Source organism: Stenotrophomonas geniculata (assembly GCF_034508895.1).
Taxonomy (GTDB): Bacteria; Pseudomonadota; Gammaproteobacteria; order Xanthomonadales; family Xanthomonadaceae; genus Stenotrophomonas; species Stenotrophomonas geniculata.
This window is the reverse complement of record NZ_CP140571.1, coordinates 4,328,274-4,340,852: the sequence shown is the minus strand read 5'-3', so window position 1 is coordinate 4,340,852 and position 12,579 is coordinate 4,328,274. Positions and strand designations below refer to the sequence as shown.

Here is a 12,579-nt window from a genome sequence, read left to right as displayed (position 1 = left end):
GCAGTGACCAATGGCGGGGGTGGCGGGACCAATGGAGCGGCTACCTTTGGTCTCTTGAGGCAGGCTGGAGCACCGCAACAACATGGATGCAGCAATGACCCAGGGCCGACCATCGCGCTGGCGTACTCCAACGCGCCTGCTGGTATGGGCGACCATCCTGTCGGCTTCAGCAGTGACCAATGCGCTGGTGGAAGTGATGGACGCCAGTCGCCGCGGCGCCGATCTCGGCCTGTGGGAACCGATGATCTGGGAGTTCAGCAGCCTCGCCCTGATCCTGCTGACCCTGCCGCTGCTGTGGTGGGGCTGTGAGCGCTGGCCGCTGCATGCCGATACCTGGAAGCGGCGGTTGCCACTGTATCTGCTGGCCAGCGTGGGCTGGTCGCTGCTGCACGTGGTGGGGATGATGGTGCTGCGGCACCTGGCCTATGCGTCGATGGGCTACCGCTACCAGGACGATGCAGGATGGCTGGAGCGTCTTGCCTACGAATACCTGAAGGATATCCGCACCTTCGCGATGTTCGTGGCACTGGAGCACTTCGCCAGCTGGTTCGGGCGGCGCAGGCAGGGTGAGGCGAGCCTGCTGGCCGAGCCTGACGTCGGCCCGCCGGTGGAACCGGTCGAGCGCCCGCAGCACTTCCTGGTGCGCAAGCTGGGCAAGGAGTTCCTGGTCGCCACCGCCGACGTGGAGTACGCCCAGGCGGCGGGGAACTACGTGAACCTGCGGGTACGCGGCCACGACTACCCGCTGCGGATCACCATGGCGGTGCTGGAGCAGCGGCTGGACCCGGGTGAGTTCCTGCGCCCCCACCGCAGCTGGCTGATCCATCGCGGCCAGCTGCGCTCGATCGAGCCGCTGGAGGGGGGCGAGGCCCTGCTGCACATGGCCGACGGGGCGAAGGTGCCCTGCAGCCGGCGCCAGCTGCCGCTGCTGCGGCAGGCGTTGGGGGCCGGATGAGGCCCTCATTCCGGGCATCCCCGGCCTGCGGTATCATTACCAGTCATCTTTTGAATGCATAACCGCCGACATGATCGAACTGAATCCTGTCCGCCAGCGCATCACCGATCTGACCGATCGCGTGCTGTCGCTTCGGGGGTATCTTTGACTACGACGCCAAGAAAGAGCGTCTTGAAGAAGTAACGCGGGAGCTGGAAAGCCCCGACGTCTGGAACAACGCCGAGTACGCCCAGAATCTGGGCCGCGAGCGCTCCAGCCTGGAAAAGACCGTGGGCGGCATCGCTTCGGTGCTCGACGGCTTGGCTGATGCCACCGAACTGCTTGAGCTGGCCGAGTCCGAGCAGGACGAGGACACCGCGCTGGCCGTGGTCGCCGACCTGGACAAGCACCAGTCGCACGTCGAGAAGCTGGAATTCCAGCGCATGTTCTCCGGCGAGATGGACAATGCGGCCGCATTCGTCGACATCCAGGCCGGTGCCGGTGGCACCGAAGCCCAGGACTGGGCCGAGATCCTGCTGCGCATGTACCTGCGCTGGTGTGAATCGCGCGGCTGGAAGACCGAGCTGATGGAAGTCTCCGGTGGCGACGTCGCCGGCATCAAGTCGGCCACCCTGCGCGTGGAAGGCGACTACGCCTATGGCTGGCTGAAGACCGAGACCGGCGTGCACCGCCTGGTGCGCAAGTCGCCGTTCGACTCGGACAACCGCCGCCACACCAGCTTCACCTCGGTGTTCGTGTCGCCGGAAATCGATGACAACATCGACATCACCATCAACCCGGCCGACCTGCGTACCGACGTGTACCGTTCGTCCGGTGCTGGTGGCCAGCACGTGAACAAGACCGAGTCGGCAGTGCGTATCACCCACATCCCGACCAACATCGTTGTGGCCTGTCAGACCGGCCGCAGCCAGCACCAGAACCGCGACAACGCGATGAAGATGCTGGCCGCCAAGCTGTACGAGCTGGAGATCCAGAAGCGCAACGCCGAGAAGGACGCCGTGGAAGCGACCAAGTCCGACATCGGCTGGGGCAGCCAGATCCGCAACTACGTGCTCGACCAGAGCCGTATCAAGGACCTGCGTACCGGCATCGAACGCTCGGATACGCAGAAGGTGCTCGACGGCGACCTGGACGAGTTCGTCGAGGCCAGCCTGAAGGCCGGCCTGGCCGTGGGCTCCAAGCGCGTCGATGCCTGATCGGCGCGCCTGCGCGGATGTCGTCACCCTCGTGCGCAACGCCGAGGGTGGTCGATCACGCGTCCTGTAGAGCTGAGCCATGCTCAGCTGCTTTTCGCGGGGTAGCAGATGCGTCGAGCATGGCTCGACGCTACAACGGGTACGGCGGTAGCGATGATGCGCAGCGAAAGTGAACGCAAGGAACTCGGCGGCTTCCTCAAGGCCTGCCGCGCCCGTGTCGACCCTGCCACGCTCGGCCTGCCGGCCGGGCGCCGGCGCACCCCGGGCCTGAAGCGCGAGGAAGTGGCGCTGGCCATCGGCGTAAGCGTCAGCTGGTACACCTGGATCGAGCAGGGCCGCGAAGTGCGTGCCTCGCCCGAGGTGCTTGAGCGCCTGGCGCAGGTGCTGCGCATGAGCGACGACGAACGCGCCTATGCGTTCGCGTTGTCCGGCTATGGCGTGCCACTGGAATCACCGGACGAAAGCGTGACCGATGGCCTGCGCCAGCTGGTGGAGGCGATGCAGCCGATCCCTGCGTATGTGCGCAATACCCGCTTCGACATCCTGGCCTGGAACCCGGCCATCGCCGAGCTGTTCGTGGACTACAGCCAGCTGGCGCCGCATGAACGCAACACGCTGCGGCTGATGTTCCTGTACCCGCCGTACCGTACGCTGATTCTCAACTGGGAAGAAATGACCCGCGGCCTGCTGGCAGGTTTCCGTGCGGCGATGGCGCAGGCGCCGGACAAGGCGCCGTTCCTGGCGTTGGTGGAGGACATTGCCGCGCACAGCGAGGAATTCCGTCAGTGGTGGCCGGAGCACGACGTGCGGCGGTTCGATGAAGGTGCGAAGAAGTTGAACCATCCCACGCGCGGGTTGCTGGACCTGCAGTACGTGGCGCTGGTGCCGGAGAGCCGGCACGATCTTTCCTTGGTTACTTACCTGCCGCGTAGGTAGGTTGGTCGGCAGGGCTGCGCCCTGCACCCGCAGAGGCCGAAGCAACGGCAACAGCAAAGGCGGGCATTCCGTGGGATGGCGGGGCGGCGTGGGTTGGCAGGACACGCCGTAAACCCATCCATGGGGGCTCGATGGCGCCATCCATGGCGCCAACGGTCCTGCCAACCCACACCGCCCCACCTCTGACAGATTTCGCGCGGCTGTTGGTAGGTGCCTACCTTGGTCGACACATCTGTCAGATATCGAAAGAAATTTCGGGGTCAGATCCGTTTTCCATAGGAAAACGGATCTGACCCCAAGAGTATTTCCGACAGATCGCGGAAAACTGTCGAAGGCGGGGTGGGTCCGGTTGCGGGGGCGTGAGCGCCATGGATGGCGCGACCGAGGCTACATGGACGTATTCACGCCGTCCCCCGCAACCGGACCCACCCCGCCATCCCACGGAATGCAGGCCTTTGACCTTGACGTTGCCCTAGCCTCTGCGGGTGCAGGGCGCAGCCCTGCCGATAACCCCATTCAGGCAGGTAAGTGCAGGTCACAGGATAAGCAGACGCCTTGTTGCTTCCGCCAATCGGGTCCACATTCCTGTGCAGGAGACGGGCCACCGCCCGTTGTCGAGACAACAGGAGCCCTGCATGTCCGCTGCCCCCACCACTGCCATTTCCCGCGATCCGGCCACCGGCCAGCAGATCGCCAGCCACCCCTTCGCTACCGACGCCGAACTGGACGCCATCCTCGATCGCGGCCAGGTTGGCTTCGCCGCCTGGAGCACGAGGAGCCTCGAACAGCGTGCAGACGTATTGCGTGCGATGGCCGCGGTACTGCGCCGCGACCGTGAAAAGCTGGCTGCGCTGGCTACTGCCGAAATGGGCAAGGTCCAGGCCGAATCCCTGGCCGAAATCGAGAAGTGCGCCGTGCTGTGCGACTGGTATGCCGACCACGGTGCGCAGTTCCTGCGCGACGAGCCGACCCAGGTGCCCGACGACAAGGCTTACGTGTCCTACCTGCCGCTGGGCGTGGTGCTGGGCATCATGCCGTGGAACTTCCCGTACTGGCAGGTGATGCGCGCGGCGGTGCCGATCCTGATGGGCGGCAACGGCTTCCTGCTGAAGCCGGCCGAGAACATCGTCGGTACCGCGCAGCTGCTCGATGCCGCCTGGCGCGACGCTGGGTTGCCGGAAGGCACTTTCATCGCCGCCAACATCAGCCGCGACGGCACCAGCCGGGCGATCGCCGATGACCGCATCGCGGCGGTGACCCTGACCGGCAGTGTGGCCGCCGGCCGCAGCATTGCTGCCCAGGCCGGGCAGGCGCTGAAGAAGGTGGTGCTGGAACTGGGCGGCTCGGACCCGTTCATCGTGCTGGCCGACGCCGATCTGGACGCTGCCGTCGATGCGGCGGTGGCCTCACGCTTCCAGAACACCGGGCAGGTCTGCATCGCCGGCAAGCGCATCATCGTTGAAGACGCGGTATACGACCGTTTCGTGGCGCAGTTCTGCCAGAAGGTGCAGGCGCTGACCATCGGCGATGGTCGTGAAGCGGGTAATCGCATTGGTCCGATGGCACGCCAGGACCTGCTGGAACAGCTGGATGCGCAGGTACGCGCCTCGGTGGACGCGGGCGCGAAGCTGCTGGTCGGTGGCCATCAGCTGGATCGCCCGGGCGCGTTCTACGCACCCACCGTGCTGGCCGACGTGGAGCCGGGCATGCAGGCCTTCGATACCGAGACCTTCGGTCCGGTGGCCTCGATCAGCCGCGCTCGTGATGCCGACCATGCGGTGGAGCTGGCCAACCAGAGCGAGTTCGGTCTCAGCGGCAACCTGTGGACCGGCGACCGTGCCCGTGCGATGCAGCTTGCGCGCCGGCTGCAGACCGGCGGCGTGTTCGTCAACGGATTCTCTGCTTCGGACCCGCGCGTGCCGATCGGGGGCGTGAAGAAGAGCGGCTTCGGCCGCGAGCTCTCCCACTTCGGCATCCGCGAGTTCGTCAACGCGCAGACGGTCTGGTTCGACAAGCGTTGACGCGCAGCTTCCATCCTTCCTGCAACGATCCATCATCAGTCCAGCGAAAAGGACGGCATTCCAATGTCCAAGGGTTCAGATCTGCTTGTCGCCGCACTTGAGAACGAAGGCGTCGAGCGCATTTTCGGTATCCCCGGCGAAGAGAATCTCGACGTGGTCGAGTCGCTGCGCCATTCCAGCATCGAGCTGGTCATCACCCGCCACGAGCAGGCAGCGGTATTCATGGCGGCCACCTATGGCCGCCTGACCGGCAAGCCCGGGGTGTGCCTGGCCACGCTGGGGCCGGGCGCGCTGAACTTCACCACCGGCGCCGCCTACGCGCTGCTCGGTGCGTGGCCGGTCATCATGATCACTGGCCAGAAGGGCATCGTGGCCAGCAAGCAGGCACGCTTCCAGATCGTCGACATCGTCAGCACGATGAAGCCACTGACCAAGCAGGCGCGGCAGATCGTCTCGGCGCGCACCATCCCGACGATCGTGCGCGAGGCATTCCGCACCGCGCTGGAAGAGCGCCCGGGCCCGGTGCTGCTGGAGCTGCCCGAAGACATCGCGGCCGATGAGGTCGGGGACGTGGCGCTGATTCCGCCGCACGCGGTGGATCGTCCCATCGCCAGTCCGGAAGCACTGGACCGTGCGGCGGAGATCATCCGCAATGCCAAGCGACCGTTGCTGATGATCGCTTCGGCGGCGTCGCGGCCGCAGTCCAGCGAGGCGCTGTCGGCGTTCGTGCTGCGTGCCGGCATCCCGTTTTTCACCACGCAGATGGGCAAGGGCGCGGTGGCCGGTGGTTCGGGCCTGTACATGGGCACCGCGGCGCTGACCGAGCGCGACTACGTGCACATGGCCATCGACCAGGCCGATGTGATCGTGACCATCGGCCATGAGGTCACCGAGAAGCCGCCGTTCGTGATGCGTCCGGGTGGGCCGACCGTGATCCATATCGGCTATTCGCAGGCGGCCGTGGAGCAGGTGTACTTCCCGCAGGTGGAAGTGATCGGCGATATCGGCCGCTCGCTGACCCAGCTGGCCGACCGCATCGAAGGCGCGGTGCCGAACGCCGATGCGCTGCTGCCGTTGCGCGCGACCATCCTGGAGCACCTGGCCGCCCGTGCCGAGGAGGCCGGTTTCACGCCTCAGCGGCTGGTGCATGACGTGCGCCAGGTGATGCCGCCGGACGGCATCGTGGCGCTGGACAACGGCATGTACAAGATCTGGTTTGCGCGTAACTACCGCACCCAGGTGGCCAACACGCTGCTGCTGGACAACGCGCTGGCGACCATGGGTGCGGGCCTGCCGTCGGCGATCATGGCTTCGATCCTGTATCCGCAGCGCCGGGTGCTGGCGGTATGTGGCGATGGCGGCTTCATGATGAACAGCCAGGAGCTGGAGACCGCCCGACGGCTGGGCCTGAACCTGGTGGTGCTGATCCTCAACGATGGGGCCTACGGCATGATCCGCTGGAAGCAGGCGGTGGATGGCTTCACCGACTACGGCATGACCTTCAGCAATCCCGATTTCGTGAAGTACGCCGAGGCCTATGGCTGCAAGGGGCATGAGGTGACCGCGATCGAGCAGTTCATCCCGACACTGGAGGCGGCGTTCAACGAGGGAGGCGTGCACCTGGTGTCGGTGCCGATCGATTACTCGGAGAACCAGCGGGTGCTGGTGGACGAGCTGCGGCAGGCGTTTCCCGGGAACGGCTGAGGCCGGGCCAGGCGCTGCAGTGGGCGTCCACCTTGGTCGACACACGGACCGCCAACCGAGGTTGGCGGCCATCCGGGCGGGCCCGGCCCGGGGCCGGGGCGGGGCGGTTTTGGTATGCTGTCCAACCGGCTTTGCCGGCGCAGCATCCCCCCTCACTACACGATTCCCGCAGATCCATGAGCGAAGCCACCGATACCCCCCCCGTTGACGAAAACAAGTTGATCGCCGAGCGCCGCGAGAAACTCAAAACGCTGCGTGGGCAGGGCATCGCGTACCCGAACGACTTCCGTCGCGAGGACTTCGCCGGCCGCCTGCAGGAAGAGTTCGCCGATGCCGAACAGTGGACCGCCGAGGCCCTGGAAGGTAACGGCCGCCAGGTGAAGATGGCCGGCCGCCTGATGGCCAAGCGCATCATGGGCAAGGCCAGTTTCGCGCAGATCCAGGACGAGTCCGGTCGCATCCAGCTGTTCCTGCAGGGCACGGTGCTGGGCGATGCCTATACCGCCTTCAAGGGTTGGGACGTGGGCGACATCATCGCCGTCGAAGGCGGCCTGACCCGTACCAAGACCGGCGAGCTGTCGGTCAAGGCCGAATCGATCCGCCTGCTGACCAAGTCGCTGCGCCCGCTGCCGGACAAGTGGCATGGCCTGGCCGACGTCGAGCAGCGCTATCGCCAGCGTTACGTCGACCTGATCGTGACCCCGGAATCGCGCGCGGTCTTCATCAAGCGCTCGAAGATCATCCGCGCCATGCGCGCGTGGCTGGACAACCGCGACTTCCTGGAAGTCGAGACGCCGATGATGCATTACATCCCCGGCGGCGCGGCGGCCAAGCCGTTCACCACCCACCACAACGCGCTGGACCTGGACCTGTACCTGCGCGTGGCGCCGGAGCTGTACCTCAAGCGCCTGACCGTGGGTGGCCTGGAGCGCGTGTACGAGATCAACCGCAACTTCCGCAACGAAGGCGTCAGCACCCGCCACAACCCGGAATTCACCATGATGGAGCTGTACGAGGCCTATGCCACGTACAACGAGATCATGGACCTGACCGAAGGCGTCATCCGTGACGTGGCCAAGGCGGTCAACGGCGGCACCGAGGTGGAGTGGGACGGTGCGAAGATCGACCTGGGCCCGGCGTTCCGCCGCTGGCGCATGGACGAGGCGGTGCGTCACCACAACCCGGAAATCTCCGCGGCCGACTGCACCGATCGCGACGCCCTGCTGCGCCATTGCGAGCGCTTGAAGATCCGCGTCAAGCCGTCCTACGGCTGGGGCAAGCTGCTGCTGGAGATCTTCGAGGCCACTGTCGAGCACACGCTGATCCAGCCGACCTTCATCACCGACCACCCGGTGGAAGTCTCGCCGCTGGCCCGCGCCAACGACAACGATCCGGGCTACACCGACCGCTTCGAGCTGTTCGTCAACGGCAAGGAGCTGGCCAACGGCTTCTCCGAGTTGAACGACCCGGAAGACCAGGCCCAGCGCTTCCAGGCCCAGGTGGCGGCGAAGGAGGGTGGCGACGACGAGGCCATGCACTACGACGCCGACTACATCCGTGCGTTGGAGTACGGCATGGCCCCGACCGGCGGCCTCGGCATCGGCGTTGATCGCCTGGTGATGCTGCTGACCGGCAGCAGCTCGATCCGGGACGTGCTGCTGTTCCCGTACATGCGTCCGGAGCAGTAAGTCGTCTTTTTGACTCCTGTTTGTGCGCGCCGTCGCGAAATGAGACGGCGCGATTGACGCCTCCCGCACTCGGCGTATCGTTAATGCACTACCTTGACGTCTGTTATGGCTTGATCGGCGCCAGGGGGAGTACGCATTGTGGAGAGTCCGCTTCACAATGTGATGACGATCATGAACCGGGACGCATGACACGGGAGTCAGGCCGATGCAGGGTGCGAGCGTTCGCAGCGGCAGGGTATCCTCGCCTGCTGATGATCCAGCATGGTCGAGAAACCAGGCAGAGTACGCGTTGAACATCGTCATTGTTGACGACCAGACGTCCGCCCGGACGATGCTGCGTCACGTCATCGAGGACATCGCGCCCGAACTGAGCGTGTATGACTTCGGTGATCCGCTGACCGCATTGGCCTGGTGCGAGGCGCATCCGGTCGACCTGCTGCTGCTCGATTACCGCATGCCGGAGATGGACGGGCTGGAGTTCGCCCGCCGTTTCCGCCGCCTGCCCAAGCATCGCGACATTCCGGTGATCCTGATCACCGTGGTCGGCGACGAGCCGATTCGTCAGGCGGCGCTGGAAGCGGGGGTCATCGATTTCCTGGTCAAGCCGATCCGCCCGCGCGAACTGCGCGCGCGCTGCTACAACCTGCTGCAGCTGCGCCAGCAGACCGAGAACGTGAAGCAACGCGCGTTGTCGCTGGAACAGCGCTTGCTGGCGAGCATGCACGAGGTCGAGGAACGCGAACGCGAGACCCTGTCGCGATTGGCGCGGGCGATCGAGTTCCGTGATGCCGGCACCAGTGCCTACCTCGAGCGCATGGCGCGTGTGGCAGGGCTGATCGCCGAGCAGCTGGGCCTGCCCGAAGACGACGTGCGCCTGATCGAGATGGCGGCGCCGCTGCATGACATGGGCAAGATCGCCATTCCCGATGCCGTGCTGCTCAAGCAGGGCAAGCTCAACGACGAGGAGCTGGCGATCATGCGCCGGCACCCGCGCATCGGCCATGAACTGCTCAGCGGCAGCCAGAACCGCTTCATCCAGGTCGGCGCATTGATCGCGCTGCGCCACCACGAACGATACGACGGCAGCGGCTACCCGGATGGGCTGGTCGGTGAGGCGATTCCGCTGGAAGCGCGCATCGTCGCCGTGGCCGATGTCTTCGACGCACTCATCTCACCCCGTCCGTACAAGGAAGCATGGACCATGGAAGCCACACTGGCTTATCTGTACGCCCAGCGTGGCCGACTGTTCGACCCGCGCTGCGTGGATGCGCTGATGCGCGGTCACCAGCAGTTGATGGATATCTGCGCCCAGCACTCGACGGCATCGACGCGACCGGGTGGGGGACATGCAGGACCTGTTCGCACGCGTGAGGCGTCGGCTGGCGCAGCGTCCGGATTCGGAACATGGCCAGGCGATCGTGCGGGTGGTGCTGATCTCGCTGATCCTGGTCTATGTACTGTTGTCCGGTGCCCGCCTGCACCGGCTGGACCAGTACCAGGGCGTGCTGGCAACGGTGCTGACCGGGCTGGGCCTGTCGCTACTGCTGTGCGGTTGGCTGCTGTGGAAGCCCGAGCGCTCGGACCCGCGGCGGGTGGCCGGGATGCTGGCCGATTACGGCCTGATCGCGGTCGGCATGATCCAGATGGGCGAGCCACTGGCGTGGGTGTACGCGGTGGTGATGTGGGTCACGGTGGGCAACGGCCTGCGCTTCGGGCCGCGCTACCTGGCCGCTGCCATCGTGCTGGCGATGGTCAGTTTCGGCACCACCGTGCTGTTGACCCCTTACTGGCAGGCCAACCTGGGCCTGGCCATTTCCCTGTGGTTGGGGTTGCTGGCAGTACCGTTGTGCTGCTCCTCCCTGCTGCGCCGAAGGATGCGACATCCGACCATGGATACGACGCCCGCCGCTGGCTCCGACAAGCGCTCGCTGCTGGCCCGCTTCAAGCAGCGCCTGTCCGGGCGCGAGGACAGCGAGCACGCGCAGAACCTGATCCGCATCATCATCACGGCGCTGTTCATCAGCTATCTCGGCTGGCGTTCGCTGAGCGGTGGCGGTGAAGCGCTGACGACGACGTGGCTGATCCTCGCCTTCGAGCTGACCATTTCCGCCGGCCTGCTGACCGCGATCCTGGTCAATCCGGGTGTGTCGCATGTGCGCAGGGTGATCGGCATGCTGACCGACTACACCTGCATGGCCTGGATCATGACGATCCAGGGCGAGCCGGCGGCACCGCTGTATGCGGTGATGCTGTGGGTCACGATCGGCAACGGCATGCGCTACGGCAGCACCTACCTGCGCGTGGCCACTGCCATGGGCTGCCTGGCCTTCCTGTGCACGGTGATGCTGTCGCCATACTGGCGCGGCCACGACTATCTGGGCTGGGGCCTGCTGCTGGGCCTGGGCGCGATTCCGCTGTACTTCGATTCGCTGCTGCATGCCTTGACCCGGGCGGTGGCCGAGGCGCGCCAGGCCAATGAAGCCAAGAGCCGCTTCCTGGCCAACATGAGCCATGAATTCCGCACGCCGTTGAACGGGCTGGCCGGCATGACCGAGGTGCTGGCCACCACCCGCCTGGACGATGAACAGCGCGAGTGCCTGAACACCATCCAGGCCTCGACGCGCAGCCTGCTGGCGCTGGTGGAAGAAGTGCTGGACATCTCCGCGATCGAAGCCGGCAAGGTGCGCGTGGAGTGGCACGAGTTCGCGCTGGCCGATGTGCTGCAGGCGATCAACCTGATCCTCACCCCGCAGACCCGCTCCAAATCGCTGGACTATCGCGTGCAGGTGGACGACAACGTGCCGCCGCGCCTGCTGGGTGATGCCGGGCATCTGCAGCAGATCCTGCTGAACCTGATGGGCAACGCGGTCAAGTTCACCGACAGCGGCTACGTGCATCTGCGCGTGTCCAGCCCCGATGCGCTGGGCAGCGAGCGGATGCGCCTGCGATTCGAGATCGTCGATACCGGCATCGGCGTGCCGATGGCGTTGCGCGGGCGCCTGTTCAATGCCTTCGAGCAGGGCGATGTCGGCCTGGCCCGTCGCCATGAAGGCACCGGTCTGGGCACGGCCATTGCCAAGGGCCTGGTCGAGTCGATGGGCGGGCAGGTCGGCTATGCGCCGAACAGCCCGTGCGGCAGCGTGTTCTGGGTCGAGATCACGCTGGACGTCGCAGACACCTCATCAGCCCCGGCGGTTCCGTCCGAGGTGGCTGAAGCTGGGAATGTCATCGCGTTTTCCAATCCCTTCCTGCGCCATCGTGCACGGGTGCGCAGCCTGCGGGTCCTGGTGGCCGACGACCACGAAGCCAACCGCATGGTGCTGCAGCGGTTGCTGGAGAAGGCCGGCCACAAGGTCACCTGCGTCAATGGCGGCGCCGAAGTGCTGGATGCGTTGGAGCAGGCCAGTTACGACGCAGCGATCGTCGACCTGCACATGCCCGGCATGAGCGGACTGGACCTGCTCAAGCAGTTGCGGGTGATGCAGGCCAGTGGCATGCCTTACGTTCCCGTCATGGTGCTGAGCGCGGACGTCACCCCCGAGTCCATCCTGCGTTGCGAGCAGGCCGGTGCCCGCGCCTTCCTTGCCAAGCCCGTGGTGGCCACCCGCCTGCTTGAAGTGCTGGCCGATGTCGCCGCCAACACCCGCGCCGAGTCCGGCATCCAGTCGGTGCCGGCATTGCCGGTCGGTGACGGCGTGCTCGATACCGCAGTACTGGACGAGCTGGCGTCGCTGGGCATGGGCGATGGCTTCGAACGCAAGTTCATCGACCAATGCCTGGCGGACGTCGACGCGAGCATGGGCCAGCTGCAGGGCTGCGGCGAGCGCCAGGCCTGGGAGGATTTCCGCGAGCATGCACACGCGCTGCGCGGTGTGGCGAGCAACCTGGGGCTTGTCCAGGTTGCCGCCTCCAGTGGCGAAATCATGCGCATGGCGGACTGGCAGCTGAAGGGTGAATGGAGCGCCCGCCTTGGCAGCCTGGCGACCGCCCTGCGCAACGGCAGGAATGCGTTGGCTGCCCGTAGCGCGGGGGCACCGCACCGCGACGACAGCGAGCGCAGCCCGTCCTGACCCGCCAGA

The 12,579-nt window shown here is 65.9% G+C and carries 7 protein-coding genes and 1 pseudogene; all 8 read left to right on the top strand.

Features of this window, described 5'->3' with window-relative positions; genetic code table 11:
• The first annotated feature begins 94 nt into the window (after nt 1–94).
• The 8 genes and pseudogenes from RI032_RS20020 to RI032_RS19985 all read left to right on the top strand — a co-directional run bounded on the left by RI032_RS20020 (nt 95) and on the right by RI032_RS19985 (nt 12,570).
• Entirely contained in the window at nt 95–955 is an 861-nt protein-coding gene (locus tag RI032_RS20020; RefSeq protein WP_322547605.1) for a LytTR family DNA-binding domain-containing protein, read from the top strand.
• A 70-nt stretch (nt 956–1,025) separates the two neighbouring features.
• Nucleotides 1,026–2,151 (top strand): peptide chain release factor 2 gene (prfB, locus tag RI032_RS20015; RefSeq protein WP_097048047.1). Its coding sequence is split into 2 segments (ribosomal slippage): nt 1,026–1,100 and nt 1,102–2,151, totalling 1,125 coding nucleotides; the frame shifts between segments, so codons are not numbered across the junction.
• 153 nt (nt 2,152–2,304) lie between these two features.
• Nucleotides 2,305–3,087 carry a helix-turn-helix transcriptional regulator gene (locus RI032_RS20010; RefSeq protein WP_024958346.1) on the top strand — a complete coding sequence of 261 codons (783 nt, stop codon included), beginning with the start codon at nt 2,305–2,307 and terminating at the stop codon, nt 3,085–3,087.
• A gap of 635 nt (nt 3,088–3,722) precedes the next feature.
• A complete protein-coding gene (locus tag RI032_RS20005) occupies nt 3,723–5,108 on the top strand; it encodes an NAD-dependent succinate-semialdehyde dehydrogenase (protein WP_322547604.1) in 1,386 nt (461 codons plus the stop codon).
• Between the two features lie 63 nt (nt 5,109–5,171).
• On the top strand, nt 5,172–6,812 hold the full coding sequence (locus RI032_RS20000) for an acetolactate synthase large subunit (protein ID WP_322547603.1): 1,641 nt from the start codon (nt 5,172–5,174) through the stop codon (nt 6,810–6,812).
• 176 nt (nt 6,813–6,988) lie between these two features.
• Nucleotides 6,989–8,500 carry a lysine--tRNA ligase gene (lysS, locus tag RI032_RS19995; protein WP_043398964.1) on the top strand — a complete coding sequence of 504 codons (1,512 nt, stop codon included), beginning with the start codon at nt 6,989–6,991 and terminating at the stop codon, nt 8,498–8,500.
• Nucleotides 8,501–8,705: 205 nt separating this feature from the next.
• A pseudogene (locus RI032_RS19990) lies at nt 8,706–9,839 on the top strand (HD domain-containing phosphohydrolase); the annotation flags it as partial.
• Between the two features lie 7 nt (nt 9,840–9,846).
• Nucleotides 9,847–12,570, top strand: a complete 2,724-nt coding sequence (locus RI032_RS19985) for a response regulator (protein WP_260364600.1) — start codon at nt 9,847–9,849, stop codon at nt 12,568–12,570.
• The last annotated feature ends 9 nt before the right edge of the window (nt 12,571–12,579 follow it).

Excerpts from the sequence above, each read along its gene's own strand:
- RI032_RS20020 (WP_322547605.1), top strand. The coding sequence starts at position 95 with ATGACCCAGGGCCGACCATCGCGCTGGCGTACTCCAACGCGCCTGCTG.
- RI032_RS20010 (WP_024958346.1), top strand. The coding sequence starts at position 2,305 with ATGATGCGCAGCGAAAGTGAACGCAAGGAACTCGGCGGCTTCCTCAAG.
- RI032_RS20005 (WP_322547604.1), top strand. The coding sequence starts at position 3,723 with ATGTCCGCTGCCCCCACCACTGCCATTTCCCGCGATCCGGCCACCGGC.
- RI032_RS20000 (WP_322547603.1), top strand. The coding sequence starts at position 5,172 with ATGTCCAAGGGTTCAGATCTGCTTGTCGCCGCACTTGAGAACGAAGGC.
- lysS (WP_043398964.1), top strand. The coding sequence starts at position 6,989 with ATGAGCGAAGCCACCGATACCCCCCCCGTTGACGAAAACAAGTTGATC.
- RI032_RS19985 (WP_260364600.1), top strand. The coding sequence starts at position 9,847 with ATGCAGGACCTGTTCGCACGCGTGAGGCGTCGGCTGGCGCAGCGTCCG.